This window comes from Trueperella pecoris (assembly GCF_014926385.1).
Classification (GTDB): Bacteria; Actinomycetota; Actinomycetes; order Actinomycetales; family Actinomycetaceae; genus Trueperella; species Trueperella pecoris.
This window is the reverse complement of the sequence record NZ_CP053291.1, coordinates 459,000-473,087: the sequence shown is the minus strand read 5'-3', so window position 1 is coordinate 473,087 and position 14,088 is coordinate 459,000. Positions and strand designations below refer to the sequence as shown.

The window sequence follows — 14,088 nt, the reverse complement described above, 5'->3', positions numbered from 1 at the left end:
GCCCTCTAGCATGAGCTACTTTGCCTCGGTCTCCTCGACCGAATCAGCCGACTCCGGCGACTCAGCGGACTCTGCCGACTCAGCGGACTCTGCTGACTCAGCGGAATCTGCTGACTCCGGCGACTCGGCGGCCTTCTCGGCAACCTTCTCCGCTTCCTTGACGACGGCCTGCTTGGGCGAAACCGGCTCAAGAACGAGCTCGATCAGAGCCATCGGCGCGTTGTCACCCTTGCGGTTAGGAAGCTTGGTGATACGGGTGTAGCCACCGTTGCGCTCGGCGAACTTCGGGCCGAGCTCCTCGAAGAGGATGTAGGCAACCTCGCGGTCACCGAGAACACGGAGGGCAAGACGACGGTTGTAGGTGTCGCCCTTCTTCGCCTTCGTGATGAGTTTCTCGATGTGCGGGCGGACACGCTTGGCGCGGGTCTCCGTGGTCACAACAGACTCATTGGTGATCAGCTGCTTGCACAGGTTGGCAATAATCTTGCGCTCGTGGGACGGGCTGCCTCCCAGGCGCGGACCCTTTGCGGGCTTGGGCATGTTTTCTCCTAAATAACGGTGCGGGAAGGCTCTCGCGAGCCCGGCCGCAACCCTCCCCTACGGCGTCGTGACCGAGGACAGGGAAAATTCTAAATTAAGCGTCGTCGCTGAACTGCATGCCGTAGGCGTCGTCACCGAAGCCAGACATGAAGCCCGCAGGCGAATCCTTCAGGCGCAGGTCAAGCTTTGCAAGCTCATCCTTGACATCCTCGATCGACTTCGCACCGAAGTTACGAATGTCGAGGAGGTCAGCCTCGGAACGCAGAACGAGTTCACCGATCGTGTGGATGCCCTCACGCTGCAGGCAATTCTGCGAGCGAGCAGGCAGGTTCAGGATCGTGATCGGACGCTGCAGATCGGACGACTGCTGCTCGACAACCGGAGCTTCCTTCAGCTCCAGGCCCTCGACCTCCTCGTTGAGCTCAGTGCACAGACCGAAGAGCTCCACGAGCGTCTTACCGGCCGAAGCGAAAGCATCGCGCGGGGCGGTAGAAGGCTTGGTCTCGACGTCAACAATGAGCTTATCGAAGTCGGTGCGCTGGCCAACACGGGTGGCCTCGACCTTGTAGGAAACCTTGACAACCGGAGAGTAGATCGAGTCGATCGGAATGCGACCAATCTCGTAATCCGGCGAGTTGTTCTGAGCAGCCGAAACATATCCACGGCCACGCTCGACGGTCAGGTCAACCTCGATCTTGCCCTTCTCGTTGAGGGTGGCGATCACGAGGTCCGGGTTATGAATCTCGACGCCGGCGGGCGGCGTGATATCCGAAGCCAAGACCTCGCCCGGGCCCTGCTTACGCAGGTACATGAGCACCGGCTCATCGTGCTCGGAAGTAACGACGAGCTCCTTGATGTTCAAAATGATCTCGGCGACATCTTCCTTGCAGCCGGGAACAGTGGAGAACTCGTGGAGAACGCCGTCGATATGAACCGAGGTGATAGCAGCGCCGGGGATCGACGACAGCAGGGTACGACGCAGGGAATTACCCAGCGTGTAACCAAAGCCGGGCTCGAGCGGATCGAGCGTAAAGCGCGAACGTGTATCGGAGATCTTGTCTTCCGTCAGCGTGGGTCGCTGTTCAATGATCACTGGTGATGTCCTTTCGACAGGTGCCCGCTATATGACACCCAGACAAATATTTCTTTGGGTTCATCCCCTGCAGTATCGCGAGCGTCAGACTCGCCCTGCGGTTGTTGGCTCCCCAACGCTTACGCCATGGGAAGCCAACCTGCGATCAGACGCGACGACGCTTGGGCGGACGACAACCATTGTGTGCCTGGGGGGTCACATCGGAAATCGAGGTGACCTCGAGGCCGGAAGCGGTGAGCGAACGAATCGCGGTCTCGCGGCCGGAGCCCGGGCCCTTGACGAAGACGTCGACCTTCTTCAGGCCCATGTCCATGGCACGGCGTGCGGCGTTCTCAGCAGCAAGCTGAGCGGCGTACGGCGTGGACTTACGTGAGCCCTTGAAGCCGACCATACCGGCCGAAGCCTGGGCGATGACCTCGCCCTTGGCGTCGGTGATCGAAACGATCGTGTTATTGAATGTGGACTTGATGTGCGCCTGTCCGTTGAGGACGTTCTTACGCGTTGCACGACGCGGGCGACGCTGAGACTTGGGTGGCATTTACTTACTCCTAAACCCGAAACTACTTCTTCTTGCCTGCGACGGTGCGCTTCGGACCCTTGCGGGTACGTGCGTTCGTCTTCGTACGCTGACCATGCACTGGCAGGCCACGGCGGTGACGGATGCCCTGGTAGCAACCAATCTCGACCTTGCGGCGGATATCGGCCTGGATCTCGCGGCGGAGATCGCCTTCGACCTTGTAGTTCTCGTCGATGTGGTTCTTGAGCTTGACCAGATCGTCCTCAGTAAGATCCTTGACGCGGACGTCCGGATTCACACCGGTGGCCTCGATGGTCTCCTGGGCACGGGTACGACCAATGCCGAAAATGTAAGTGAGCGCGATCTCGATGCGCTTTTCGCGCGGGAGATCAACGCCAGAAAGACGTGCCATTATTTGGCTCCCTATTGTCTTAATCCGAAGGTGTGGAGCATTACTTCCCCTTGTGTGGGCCTCAGCCTTCGGACTGAGGGTTGTGCCGTAGCACTAGTAATGCAATTGCCGCGGGAATCACCCCGCTGTCAGAATCTTCTGACGGATCTTTGGCTCTTAGCCCTGACGCTGCTTGTGGCGCGGGTTATCGCAGATAACCATGACGCGACCGTGGCGACGAATCACCTTGCAGTTGTCACAGATCCTCTTAACGCTAGGCTTGACCTTCATAAAAGTGGTGCTTCCTATTGCCAGACGTTCCGGCGGTAGAGTGCGGTTTACTTGTAGCGATACACGATCCGGCCGCGACTAAGATCGTAGGGCGTGAGCTCTACGACGACGCGATCTTCCGGAAGGATCTTGATGTAGTGCTGACGCATCTTGCCAGAGATGTGTGCGAGCACCATGTGCCCGTTCTCTAGCTGGACACGAAACATCGCGTTGGGCAAAGCCTCAGTGACCGAGCCCTCTACTTCGATGACGCCTTCTTTTTTCGCCATGTTCCCCGCTTAACTGAAATTGCTACATCGGAAGGGTTCTTCCAACGGGTGCCTACGGGGCACCAACGGTCTATTTTACGGGATGCCCCAGAACTACGAAAGGGAGAATCTGGTGCATCACGTCACGAAGCAGTGCCACCTTAAAAACCGATGCCCGCACCACATCCGGTGCGGCATCTCAGCTTTCACAGGAAGGCTGGACTTGGCCTATAACACCCGCGCCATGGCCGCCAGCCAGTTCAGTCGAGCGGAACGGGTGTGATCCCGTAGGGAGCGAGCCCTTCCGCGCCGCCGTCGGGCGCGGTCAGCACCCAGATACCGCGCTTATGCTTGGCCACCATGTGCTCCCAATGGCAGGCATCCGAGCCGTCGATCGTACGCACAGTCCACTCGTCGTCGTCGACCGACGTCGCTTGGTTGCCGGCGGCAAGCATTGGCTCGATACAGAGCACCATGCCCTTTTTTAGCTTCGGGCTACGCCCCTCGGTGCGGTAGTTGAGCACCTCAGGCTCCTGATGCATCGACGTTCCGATACCGTGCCCGACATAGTCGGTGAGAATATCAGGCTGCTCATCTTCGTCCCGGTCGGTCACGAAATCGTCGATCGCATTGCCGATATCTGCTACCCGCTTGCCGGTTGCCATCGCCGCAATACCGGCCCACATCGAGCCTCGCGTGATCTCGTTGAGCTTTTCGCGCGCGGCCCGAACCTCGGGATCCCCGCCCGGAAGCACCACAGAAATTGCGGCATCTCCATGCCAACCGTCTACGACTGCTCCACAATCCATCGAGACCAAGTCTCCCGGCTGAAGAACGAGATCTCCAGGAATACCGTGTACGACGACGTCGTTGACGGACGTGCAAATCTGACCCGGGTAGTCGTAGTAGCCGTAGAAATTCGACGTAGCGCCGTGCGCCTGCAAGACCTCAAACGCGATGGCGTCAAGATCGCCTGTCGTCATACCAGCCTGAACGCGCGTGCGCAGTGCATCATGAATGGCGGCCACGACGAGGCCGGCCACGCGCATTTTCCGAATCTGGTCGTCAGACTTGTACTGAATCACTCGGCGTCGCGACCTTCGGCTGCCATGAACTTCTCGAAATTAGCAACCATACGCTCACGAACCTCATCGATCGTGCCCATGCCGTCGACGCCGACGACAAGCCCGCGCTCGCGATAGACATCCAGCAGCGGCTGGGTCTTGGCATGGTAGACATCGATACGGTGACGAATGACCTCTTCGGTGTCGTCCTTGCGCCCCTCAACCTTCGCGCGGTTAAGCAGGCGGGAGACGATCTGCTCGTCAGGAATCTGAAGCTCAATGACGGCGTCAAGCGGAGCCTCACGCTCCTCGAGCATGCGATCGAGCGCCTCAACCTGGTCGAGCGTGCGCGGGTAGCCGTCGAGGAGGAAGCCATTGCTTGCTCCGTTTTGATCGAGGCGGTCGGCCACGAGGCGGTCAGTCAGATCATCTGGAACCAGATTGCCCTTGTTGATGTACGAGCCGATCAATTCTCCGAGTTCGGAACCGGACGCGAGCACGTCACGGAAGGCCTGGCCGGTGGAAATCCACGGAATGTCGAGGCTCTCGGAAAAGCCCTCTGCCTGCGTGCCCTTGCCCGCTCCGGGCGGACCGACGATGACAAGACGATAGTTCATCGGAGGAATCCTTCGTAGTGACGCTGCTGAAGCTGAGCATCGATGTCCTTGACCGTCTGCAGACCGACGCCCACCAAAATAATGATCGAGGTTCCGCCGAAGGACATGGACTGAATACCCATGGAGTTAAACACGATCTGCGGAATGAGCGCGATGATCGCCAAGTAGATCGCGCCCACCCAGTTAACTCGGTTGATGACGTAACGCAGGTAGTCGGCCGTCGGCTGACCTGCACGAATACCCGGCACGAATCCGCCGTAACGCTTCATGTTGTCCGCGATCTCCTCCGGGTTGAAGGTGATCGACGTGTAGAAGAACGCGAAGAAAACAATGAGAAGCGCGTAAACAACGAGGTACCAACCCGAGGCGCGCGTGAAGTTGTTGTGTAGCCACTGGGTCCACGCCGACTGCGGGTCACCGAACTGCGCAATCATCTGCGGTAGCGCGAGAATCGACGAAGCGAAGATGACCGGGATGACGTTGGCCATGTTGATCTTGATCGGGATGTAGGTCGACGTACCGCCATAGGTACGACGGCCGACGACGCGCTTGGCGTACTGGACCGGGATGCGGCGCTGAGACTGCTCTACGAACACGACAACCAGCGTAATAGCGAGGAACATCGCCAGAACGATGAACAGACGAGAGACGCCACCGTCGGACTTGTAGACGTTCGTGAGCATGGTGGGGAACGAGGCGGCGATGCCGGTAAAGATGAGGAGCGACATGCCGTTGCCGACGCCGCGCTCGGTAATCTGCTCACCCAACCACATGACCAAGCCGGTACCGGCCGTCACCGCGACGATCGTGAGGAGGTACTTGCCCGCGTTGCCGTTCGGAATCGGATCCACCGTACACAGCGGGAAGAGCTTGGAGTTAGCGATCGAGACCATGACCGAGGCCTGGAGGACACCCAAGAATATCGTCAGGTAACGCGTGTATTCGGTGAGCTTAGCCTGGCCTGTCTGGCCTTCCTTGTGCAGCTCCTCGAAACGCGGAATGACGACGCGCATCAGCTGAACGATAATCGACGCCGTAATGTAGGGCATAATGCCCAGGGCGAAGACCGACAGCTGGAGCATGCCGCCGCCGGAAAACATGTTCATCATCGTGAACAGGTCCGCAGTGCCCTGCTCAGACAGACACTGCTTGACGTTGACATATGAAACGAAGGGCGCGGGCATATACGTGCCCAGGCGATAGATTGTCACGATGAACATCGTGAAGAGCAACTTTCGCCTCAAATCCGGAGTGCGGAATGCCGATACCAGTGCTTTGAACAAAACAGTCCTCCATATGCCAGCCCAAGAGCCGTCGCGTGGGTGCCCGGCCGAAGCCGGAACGTTCGTGACCGATGAGGCTTTTACAGCGCAAATCGGCACGGTGTCACGATAGACACCGTTTAACTATACCCGCTCCCCCACCATTTATAGGAACCGGCTGTTCGGATGTGCCACAGATCGCGCCAAACGGAACCCCGCAGCGCGCCGGTGGTGCGGCCGGGTTGCGGGGCGGGGCGGCCTGCTTTCGCACCGGTGTCCGCCCGACCTGCAGATTCGTGATGCCTCAGGCGCGAGCTCTCACCGCTAGCTCTGCCTCTCGCCGGCGCTGTACTAACCTGCCCGCCGCCGGCCCTGCCTCTCGCCGGCGCTGTACTAACCTGCCCCGCGCTGTATTAAAATTCCGGGGAGATTCAGGGGGTCGATGCATCATTTTTTAACAACTCGGCCAGTGTCTCACGTGGGGTCATTCCGTTCAAGACAACTCGGGCTCGGTCGTTGAGTTCGTCTTGGACGAAAGCGACTTCCTCGTCGGTGATGTCAGCGAAGTTAGTTCCCTTGGGGAAGTATTCACGAATATCACGATTCAGGCGTTCATTCGACGGACGCTGCCACGGGCTATGCGGGTCAGCGAAGTAGACCTTGATATTGGTATCGACCTTGAACTGGGCTACCTGCGCCATCTCACTACCTTGATCCCAGGTGATCGAGGAGAAGGCCTTACTGGGCAAGGTCTGAACCATCTGGGTCAGTTTCTCAATCACGGTCGGTGAATCATGGCTCACCCCAAGACGAGCGATCAGCAAAAACCGTGAAGAGCGCTCGACTAGGGTGATCAGCGCTGTGTGCTTGCCCTTACCACCACCGATAATTAAATCTCCTTCCCAGTGACCTGGCGTCAGGCGCCCATCGACCTCGTGGGGGCGCAAATCGATTGAAGCGCCCTCGACCCACGTCTTACGCCCGCGCCCGGGAGTGCCAGCAAGAGCAGAACGAGCAATACGCCGTTGACGACCCGAACGCAGTCCTTTCTCCCGTTTAAGCTCTTGCCGTAATGCCCCACCCCCGTGAACATACAAAGCCTGATAAATCGTTTCATGAGACACACGCATCTGCCGATCATCTCCATAATCATGACGCAAACGAACACTGATTTGCTGGGGAGAATAACGCTTATTTAACAGCTCAACCACCTTCTGACGCAGCGCCACATGGGTAGTAAGCTTGCCCGGCTTAGGACGAGAACGACGCTGATGAGCGCACTGATGAGCCCAGCGAGCATCATAAGAACCATCAGGAAAAGCACCACGATTAATCTCACGCGTCACCGATGACGGACTACGCCCCAAACTTAAAGCGATCTGCCGAGCCGACTTACCATCAGCTAACCCCAACCCGATCGCCACGCGCTCTTCAAGCGTCATACGCCGGCCTCGACCAACCCTGCCATTACCAACCCGGTCAACACTGGCCACGACCGTGGCCCCACCAACACGGCCCCGTTGCAAAACTTCAACCATAGGCCCCAACATAGCCTGTTTCCCACGAACCCAGTTCGGACTATGACCAACCCGTTTCGCGATCTCGGCAACCGGCAAGCCCTCAGCCGTCAACTGCCACACCCGTACCCTAGCAGCCGCACGAGCCTGCGCCGGCCCACCCTGCCCACGGACCAACACTAAACCCGCCCCACGAGCCCAGACCTGAACCGAGTGACAATTAACCTTCAACTCACGAGCAACACTTGCACACGAACGCCCAGAAGCAACCAAGGCCACCGCATGATCACGAAACGACTGCGAATAAGGCCGAATCGGCGATCTACCAACCATTCAACACACTCCAAAAAGTAGTGCATTGACCCCTGGAACCTACCCCGCTTTTTACTACAGCGGGAGCCAGCTTAATGGTGCGCGGACACGGGCGACCCCTGCTGCCCGGCCGCGCGCCGCCCGGCCGCCTCGCGCGTGCGCGCATAAAAAGTCGGCCCCCACCCGAAGGTGAGAGCCGACCCTTGAGATGTTTAGGCCTCGCGCTTGGCGAGCGAGCCGCCAGCAGCCTCAATCTTCTCCTGTGCGGAGCCCGACCATGCGTCGACAGTCACATTGACCTTGACGTTGATTTCGCCCGTGCCAAGAACCTTGACTAGGCAGTTCTTGCGGACTGCACCCTTCGCAACAAGTGCTTCCACGGTGACGTCGCCGCCCTCGGGGAAGAGCTTCTCAAGGGCGTCAAGGTTGACGACCTGGAAGTAAACCTTGTTCGGGTTCTTGAAGCCACGAAGCTTCGGCAGACGCATGTGGAGCGGCATCTGGCCACCCTCGAAGCCCGGACGGACCGTGTTTCGAGCGCGGGTGCCCTTGGTGCCACGTCCAGCGGTCTTGCCACGCTTGCCACCTTCACCGCGGCCAGCGCGGATCTTAGCCTTGTTCGAGCCCGGCGCCGGACGCAGATCGTGGATCTTGAGAGGCCCCGAAGTGGTATTCGTCGAATCAGCCATTACTTGACCTCCTCCACATCGACCAAGTGAGCAACCTTGCGGATCTGGCCGCGAACGGCGGCGTTATCCGGGTGGGTCACCGACTGGTGAATCTTGTGCAGACCGAGGGAAAGCACAGTAGCCTTCTGGGTCTGCGTGGCCCCGACGAGGCCCTTCTTCTGCGTAATCTTCAGCATTATGCACCAACTCCTGCGGCGGCAGCCTCGTTCTCTTCGCGCTTAGCTTCGAGCTCGGCATCCTCGCGCTCCTTGGCTTCGAACTCCGCACGAGCGCGGAGCATAGCAGCCGGAGCAACCTGATCAACCGGAAGACCGCGGCGTGCTGCCACAGCCTCGGGCTGCTCAAGCTTCTTCAGTGCCGCGACGGTCGCGTGCACGATGTTGATGGCGTTGGACGAGCCAAGCGACTTCGACAGGATGTTGTGGATGCCAGCGGCCTCCAGAACGGCGCGCACCGGACCACCGGCGATAACGCCGGTACCAGCCGACGCAGGGCGCAGGAGGACGACGCCGGCGGCATCTTCACCCTGGACCACGTGCGGGATGGTGGTGCCAATGCGGGGAACCTTGAAGAAGTTCTTCTTGGCCTTCTCGGTGCCCTTAGCGATAGCTGCGGGCACTTCCTTGGCCTTGCCGTAGCCAACACCGACGGTGCCGTTGCCATCGCCCACCACAACGAGTGCGGTGAAGGCCATGCGACGACCACCCTTGACGGTCTTGGCGACGCGGTTGATAGTCACGACGCGCTCGATGTAGGCGTTCCTGTCATCTGCGCGACGATCGGTACGACGCTCATTGCGACGCTCGTTGCGGTTACCGCGCTCCTCGCGGTCACCCTCGGAGCGGCGTCCACGCTGCTCTGCAGCCATGTCTATATCCTCTCGTTCCAGATCACAGGTTGAGGCCGGCTTCGCGGGCGCCATCGGCAACCGCGGCCACGCGACCGTGATACTTGTTTCCAGCACGATCCAAGACGACGGCGGAGACGCCGGCCTCGATCGCGCGCTTACCAATGCGCTCACCAACGACGCGTGCTGCGCCGATCTTGCCCTCGATATCCGCCGGGAAGTCGGCCTCGAGAGTGGAGGCGTATGCCAGGGTCGTGCCGGCGGCATCGTCGATGACCTGAGCCATCATGTGACGATTCGAACGCGTGACGACGAGGCGGGGACGCTCGGCAGTGCCGATAACGCGCTTGCGAAGACGCTGGTGGCGGCGCTTACGCGCTGCGAACTTGTGAGTAGCCATTACTTACCAGCCTTTCCAGCCTTGCGACGCACCTGCTCGCCAGCGTAACGAATGCCCTTGCCCTTGTACGGTTCAGGCTTGCGGAGCTTGCGGATGGACGCAGCCATCTCGCCAACCTTCTGCTTGTCAATGCCGACAACCGAGAACTTAGTCGGGGCAGCAACTTCGAACGAGATGTCGTCGGTTGCCTTGACAAGGATCGTGTGCGAGTAGCCGAGGGAGAACTCAAGATCGGTGCCCTTGGCGACCACGCGGTAACCAGTGCCGTGAATCTCGAGATCCTTCTTGTACCCTTCGGTCACGCCGACGATGTTGTTGGCGATGAGCGTGCGGGTAAGGCCATGAAGCGAACGCGACTCGCGCTGGTCATCGGGGCGAGAAACGACGATCTCGTTGTCCTCGACCTTGACCTCGATCGGAGCAGCGACGGGGAGCGTCAGCTCGCCCTTCGGGCCCTTGACGGTAACCGTGCCATCCTCGACCTTGACGTCGACGCCAGCGGGGATAGAGATCGGGAGCTTACCAATACGTGACATTGTTTGGTCTCCTTCCTTCTACCAGATGTAGGCGAGGACTTCCCCACCTACACCCTTGTCCTTGGCCTCGCGGTCGGTCAGCAGGCCGGAGGACGTGGACAGAATCGCCACGCCCAGGCCGCCGAGAACCTGAGGGAGGTTGGTGGACTTGGCGTAGACGCGAAGTCCCGGCTTCGAGATACGGCGAAGACCAGCGAGCGAGCGCTCACGGTTCGGGCCGTACTTCAGGTTGAGGGTGAGCGTCTTGCCCACCTTGGCGTCTTCGACGGTGAAACCGTCAATGTAACCCTCACGCTTGAGGATGTCGGCAATCGAAGCCTTCATCTTCGAGTACGGCATTTCAACCGTCTCGTGGTACGCCGAGTTGGCGTTGCGCAGACGCGTGAGCATATCTGCAATGGGGTCTGTCATAGACATCGGGCCACAGCCCTTCCTCGTCGTGGTTTCCTCTTCGGACCTGCGACGTAGTTTCTTACCAGCTTGCCTTCTTCACGCCCGGGAGCTCGCCCGCGAGGGCCATCTCACGAACGCAGACTCGGCACAGGCCGAACTTACGGTAGACGGAGTGCGGACGGCCGCAACGCTGGCAACGCGTGTAAGCGCGAACAGCGTACTTCGGCTTCCGAGCCGCCTTTTGCTTCAGAGCAGTCTTTGCCATTAGTCCTCCTTGAACGGGAAGCCGAGGTGACGCAGCAGTGCGCGACCCTCGTCGTCGGTCTTCGCGGTGGTGACAAAGGTGATATCCATGCCGCGGACGCGATCAATCTTGTCCATGTCGATCTCGTGGAAAACGGTCTGCTCGGTCAAGCCGAACGTGTAGTTACCGTTGCCATCGAACTGCTTCGGCGACAGGCCGCGGAAGTCGCGGATACGCGGAAGCGCGGTGGACAGAAGTCGGTCGAGGAACTCCCACATACGGTCACCGCGGAGGGTGACGTGGCAGCCGATGGCCTGGCCCTCACGCAGCTTGAACTGCGCGACGGACTTACGAGCCTTGGTGACCTGCGGCTTCTGGCCGGTGATCGCGGTGATGTCGGCGATGGCGCCCTCGAGGATCTTGGAGTCGCGAGCTGCTTCTCCAACACCCATGTTGACGACAATCTTGTCAAGCCCGCCAACGGTGTGAACGTTGGTGTGGTTGAACTCCTGCTTCAGCGCCGGGAGGAACTCCTCGCGGTACTTGGTCTTCAGACGAGGCTGAGTCACAGCTCGATCTCCTCTCCGGCTCGACGACCGATGCGCTCGCGCATGATCTTCTTACGACCGTCACGCTCGACTTCAACCTCGCGGAAGCCCACGCGGACCGGCTTCTTGTCGGGGCCAACGAGCATCACGTTAGAAACGTGGATCGGAGCCTCAACAGTCTCGATACCGCCGGTGGCTGCACCGCGATCGGTGCGACCAACACGCGTGTGCTTCTTCACGCGCTGAACACCTTCGACGATGACGCGATCGCCGAGGACCTCGAGGATACGGCCTTGCATGCCCTTATCCCGGCCTGCAATGACCTGAACGAGATCGCCCTTCTTGATCTTCGCCATGTTAGATCACCTCCGGTGCGAGCGAGACGATGCGCATGAACTGCTTGTCGCGGAGTTCACGAGCGACGGGGCCGAAGATTCGGGTGCCGCGCGGCTCGGTGTCATTCTTAAGAATGACAGCTGCGTTCTCGTCGAACTTGATGTACGAGCCGTCTGCACGGCGCGTGCTCTTTTTCGTGCGGACGACGACGGCCTTGACCACGTCGCCCTTCTTTACATTTCCGCCAGGAATAGCATCCTTGACGGCGGCGACGATCACGTCACCGATTCCGGCGTAGCGCCGACCAGAACCGCCGAGCACGTGGATGCAAAGGATTTCCTTCGCACCAGTGTTGTCGGCGATCTTAAGTCGCGTCTCCTGCTGGATCATTTACATATCTCCTGTCGTCGTGCCGGTTCTCAAAACTGAGCCTTGCCGAACGGATGGGTTGTCTTCCCAGGTAAGAATACCTGAGATTACTTGGCCTTCTCGATGACCTCGACCACACGGAAGTGCTTGGTCGCGGACAGCGGTCGGGTCTCCATGATGCGCACGAGATCGCCTTCGCGAACCTCGTTGGTCTCGTCGTGGGCCTTGATTCGCTTGGAACGGGTCATGACCTTGCCGTAAAGCGAGTGCTTACGACGATCCTCAACCTCGACCACAACGGTCTTGTCCATCTTGTCAGAGACGACGTAGCCGGTACGTACCTTGCGGTAGTTACGCTGCGTGTTCTCAGTCTTTTCCTGCTCGCTCATCGCGGATCCTCTACTTCTTCTTAGCCGTCGGGGCGGTGCGGATTCCGAGCTCACGCTCGCGTGCGATCGTGTAGATGCGTGCAATGTTGCGGCGCACCTCCTTGAGACGACCTGAATCCTCCAGGCGATGGGTCACAGCCGAGAAACGAAGGTTGAACAGTTCAGCCTTCGCCTCCTTCAGGCGGTCTGCGAGCTCAACATCAGTGAGCTGATCGAGCTCTTCAGTGGTAATGCCCTTAGCCATTATTCACCATCCTCACGGGTAATAAAACGAGTCTTCATGGGGAGCTTGTGCTGCGCACGGGACATAGCCTCACGCGCAAGCTGCTCGTCGACACCGGCGAGTTCGAAGAGAACACGACCGGGCTTGACGTTGGCAACCCACCACTCGACCGAGCCCTTACCGGAACCCATTCGGGTTTCAGCCGGCTTCTTCGTGAGCGGACGGTCCGGGAAGATGTTGATCCAGACCTTACCGCCACGCTTGACGTGACGGGTCATTGCGATACGAGCTGCCTCAATCTGGCGGTTGGTAACGTAGGCCGGCTCGAGAGCCTGGATGCCGTACTCACCGAAAGCCAGGGTGTTGCCGCCCTTGGACATGCCATGGCGATCCGGGCGGTGCTGCTTGCGATGCTTCGTTCGGCGGGGAATGAGCATGTAACTCAGGCCTCCGTTTCCTGGGTAGCGGGCGCCTCTGCGGGTGCAGCGGTTGCCTCAGTGGTGGCCGACTGCTCGGCCTGGTTCTGACGACCACGACGCTCGTTGCGACCACCGCGACCACGACGCTCGTTGCGACCACCGCGACCACGCGGAGCCTCAGTCAGCGAACGGTAGTAATCGGCGTCGGTCACATCGCCACGGTAGATCCACACCTTAACGCCAATACGGCCGAAGGTGGTGCGGGCCTCGTAGAAGCCGTAGTCAATGTTAGCGCGGAGGGTGTGCAACGGCACGCGACCCTCACGGTAGAACTCCGAGCGGGACATTTCAGCGCCACCGAGACGGCCGGAGCACTGGACACGGATGCCCTTCGCGCCAGCACGCTGAGCGGACTGCATACCCTTACGCATAGCGCGACGGAAGGAAACGCGCGAAGCAAGCTGCTCGGCGATGCCCTGCGCGACAAGCTGTGCGTCGGCTTCGGGGTTCTTGACCTCAAGAATGTTGAGCTGGACAGCTTTGCCGGTCAGCTTCTCGAGGTCCTGGCGGAGACGATCGGCCTCGACGCCGCGGCGGCCGATGACAATACCCGGACGTGCGGTGTGAATGTCAATAACAACGCGCTCGGTGCGACGCTCGATGTTCACGCGGGACACACCTGCGCGCTCGAGGTTCTTCTCAATCATCTTGCGGATCTTGATGTCCTCGCCGAGGTAGTCGGCGTAGGTCTGACCAGCCTTGTTGGAATCCGTGAACCACTTCGAGCGGTGCTCGGTGGTGATACCCAGACGGAAACCTACCGGATTAACTTTCTGTCCCATT

General features: G+C 59.7%; 25 protein-coding genes. 1 reads left to right on the top strand and 24 read right to left on the bottom strand.

Features of this window, described 5'->3' with window-relative positions:
* Positions 1-15 precede the first annotated feature (15 nt).
* From rplQ to secY, 9 genes are all read right to left on the bottom strand, one after another.
* Entirely contained in the window at positions 16-540 is a 525-nt protein-coding gene (rplQ, locus tag HLG82_RS02305) for a 50S ribosomal protein L17 (protein ID WP_193327124.1), read from the bottom strand.
* A 94-nt stretch (positions 541-634) separates the two neighbouring features.
* Positions 635-1,633 (bottom strand): DNA-directed RNA polymerase subunit alpha, encoded by a 999-nt coding sequence (locus HLG82_RS02300; RefSeq protein WP_193327123.1) that lies wholly within the window; start codon positions 1,631-1,633, stop codon positions 635-637.
* Positions 1,634-1,778: 145 nt separating this feature from the next.
* Positions 1,779-2,171, bottom strand: coding sequence for a 30S ribosomal protein S11 (gene rpsK / locus HLG82_RS02295; protein WP_193327122.1), 393 nt, complete (start codon positions 2,169-2,171; stop codon positions 1,779-1,781).
* A gap of 22 nt (positions 2,172-2,193) precedes the next feature.
* Positions 2,194-2,562 carry a 30S ribosomal protein S13 gene (gene rpsM / locus HLG82_RS02290; RefSeq protein ID WP_193327121.1) on the bottom strand — a complete coding sequence of 123 codons (369 nt, stop codon included), beginning with the start codon at positions 2,560-2,562 and terminating at the stop codon, positions 2,194-2,196.
* 156 nt (positions 2,563-2,718) lie between these two features.
* Positions 2,719-2,832: a 50S ribosomal protein L36 gene (gene rpmJ / locus HLG82_RS02285; RefSeq protein ID WP_013170544.1), complete on the bottom strand. Its 114-nt coding sequence runs from the start codon at positions 2,830-2,832 to the stop codon at positions 2,719-2,721.
* 47 nt (positions 2,833-2,879) lie between these two features.
* Positions 2,880-3,101, bottom strand: a complete 222-nt coding sequence (infA, locus tag HLG82_RS02280; RefSeq protein ID WP_024964445.1) for a translation initiation factor IF-1 — start codon at positions 3,099-3,101, stop codon at positions 2,880-2,882.
* Between the two features lie 239 nt (positions 3,102-3,340).
* Positions 3,341-4,165: a type I methionyl aminopeptidase gene (gene map / locus HLG82_RS02275; RefSeq protein ID WP_193327120.1), complete on the bottom strand. Its 825-nt coding sequence runs from the start codon at positions 4,163-4,165 to the stop codon at positions 3,341-3,343.
* Entirely contained in the window at positions 4,162-4,761 is a 600-nt protein-coding gene (locus HLG82_RS02270) for an adenylate kinase (RefSeq protein WP_193327119.1), read from the bottom strand. Before HLG82_RS02270 ends, map begins: the two co-directional genes overlap by 4 nt.
* On the bottom strand, positions 4,758-6,044 hold the full coding sequence (secY, locus tag HLG82_RS02265; RefSeq protein WP_193327118.1) for a preprotein translocase subunit SecY: 1,287 nt from the start codon (positions 6,042-6,044) through the stop codon (positions 4,758-4,760). The genes HLG82_RS02270 and secY overlap by 4 nt, the downstream gene beginning before the upstream one ends.
* Between secY and HLG82_RS02260 the strand changes: the two genes are divergently transcribed.
* Positions 5,974-6,156 (top strand): hypothetical protein, encoded by a 183-nt coding sequence (locus HLG82_RS02260; protein WP_193327823.1) that lies wholly within the window; start codon positions 5,974-5,976, stop codon positions 6,154-6,156. The two genes, secY and HLG82_RS02260, sit on opposite strands and share 71 nt — an antisense overlap.
* Before the next feature lie 298 nt (positions 6,157-6,454).
* On the opposite strand, the gene HLG82_RS02255 is transcribed toward HLG82_RS02260, so the two are convergent.
* The 15 genes from HLG82_RS02255 to rpsC all read right to left on the bottom strand — a co-directional run bounded on the left by HLG82_RS02255 (position 6,455) and on the right by rpsC (position 14,087).
* Complete coding sequence (locus tag HLG82_RS02255) at positions 6,455-7,465, bottom strand: IS30 family transposase (protein WP_193326020.1); 1,011 nt, start codon at positions 7,463-7,465, stop codon at positions 6,455-6,457.
* Positions 7,466-8,064: 599 nt separating this feature from the next.
* Positions 8,065-8,541: a 50S ribosomal protein L15 gene (rplO, locus tag HLG82_RS02250; protein WP_193327117.1), complete on the bottom strand. Its 477-nt coding sequence runs from the start codon at positions 8,539-8,541 to the stop codon at positions 8,065-8,067.
* Positions 8,541-8,717, bottom strand: coding sequence for a 50S ribosomal protein L30 (rpmD, locus tag HLG82_RS02245; protein WP_193327116.1), 177 nt, complete (start codon positions 8,715-8,717; stop codon positions 8,541-8,543). Before rpmD ends, rplO begins: the two co-directional genes overlap by 1 nt.
* On the bottom strand, positions 8,717-9,409 hold the full coding sequence (rpsE, locus tag HLG82_RS02240; protein ID WP_193327115.1) for a 30S ribosomal protein S5: 693 nt from the start codon (positions 9,407-9,409) through the stop codon (positions 8,717-8,719). Before rpsE ends, rpmD begins: the two co-directional genes overlap by 1 nt.
* A 22-nt stretch (positions 9,410-9,431) precedes the next feature.
* A complete protein-coding gene (gene rplR / locus HLG82_RS02235; protein WP_193327114.1) occupies positions 9,432-9,788 on the bottom strand; it encodes a 50S ribosomal protein L18 in 357 nt (118 codons plus the stop codon).
* Positions 9,788-10,324, bottom strand: a complete 537-nt coding sequence (rplF, locus tag HLG82_RS02230; RefSeq protein WP_193327113.1) for a 50S ribosomal protein L6 — start codon at positions 10,322-10,324, stop codon at positions 9,788-9,790. The genes rplR and rplF overlap by 1 nt, the downstream gene beginning before the upstream one ends.
* 18 nt (positions 10,325-10,342) lie before the next feature.
* Positions 10,343-10,741 carry a 30S ribosomal protein S8 gene (gene rpsH, locus HLG82_RS02225; RefSeq protein WP_193327112.1) on the bottom strand — a complete coding sequence of 133 codons (399 nt, stop codon included), beginning with the start codon at positions 10,739-10,741 and terminating at the stop codon, positions 10,343-10,345.
* Positions 10,742-10,796: 55 nt separating this feature from the next.
* On the bottom strand, positions 10,797-10,982 hold the full coding sequence (locus tag HLG82_RS02220) for a type Z 30S ribosomal protein S14 (RefSeq protein ID WP_024963318.1): 186 nt from the start codon (positions 10,980-10,982) through the stop codon (positions 10,797-10,799).
* The gene (gene rplE / locus HLG82_RS02215) at positions 10,982-11,530 is read right to left on the bottom strand and encodes a 50S ribosomal protein L5 (RefSeq protein ID WP_193327111.1); all 549 of its coding nucleotides are present in this window, start codon (positions 11,528-11,530) and stop codon (positions 10,982-10,984) included. The genes HLG82_RS02220 and rplE overlap by 1 nt, the downstream gene beginning before the upstream one ends.
* On the bottom strand, positions 11,527-11,865 hold the full coding sequence (rplX, locus tag HLG82_RS02210; RefSeq protein WP_193327110.1) for a 50S ribosomal protein L24: 339 nt from the start codon (positions 11,863-11,865) through the stop codon (positions 11,527-11,529). The genes rplE and rplX overlap by 4 nt, the downstream gene beginning before the upstream one ends.
* Position 11,866: 1 nt before the next feature.
* A complete protein-coding gene (gene rplN / locus HLG82_RS02205) occupies positions 11,867-12,235 on the bottom strand; it encodes a 50S ribosomal protein L14 (protein ID WP_024963321.1) in 369 nt (122 codons plus the stop codon).
* An 86-nt stretch (positions 12,236-12,321) separates the two neighbouring features.
* Entirely contained in the window at positions 12,322-12,603 is a 282-nt protein-coding gene (rpsQ, locus tag HLG82_RS02200) for a 30S ribosomal protein S17 (protein WP_193327109.1), read from the bottom strand.
* A 10-nt stretch (positions 12,604-12,613) separates the two neighbouring features.
* A complete protein-coding gene (rpmC, locus tag HLG82_RS02195; protein ID WP_193327108.1) occupies positions 12,614-12,847 on the bottom strand; it encodes a 50S ribosomal protein L29 in 234 nt (77 codons plus the stop codon).
* Entirely contained in the window at positions 12,847-13,263 is a 417-nt protein-coding gene (rplP, locus tag HLG82_RS02190) for a 50S ribosomal protein L16 (protein WP_024963324.1), read from the bottom strand. Before rplP ends, rpmC begins: the two co-directional genes overlap by 1 nt.
* Positions 13,264-13,268: 5 nt before the next feature.
* On the bottom strand, positions 13,269-14,087 hold the full coding sequence (gene rpsC / locus HLG82_RS02185) for a 30S ribosomal protein S3 (RefSeq protein ID WP_193327107.1): 819 nt from the start codon (positions 14,085-14,087) through the stop codon (positions 13,269-13,271).
* Position 14,088: the final 1 nt, after the last annotated feature.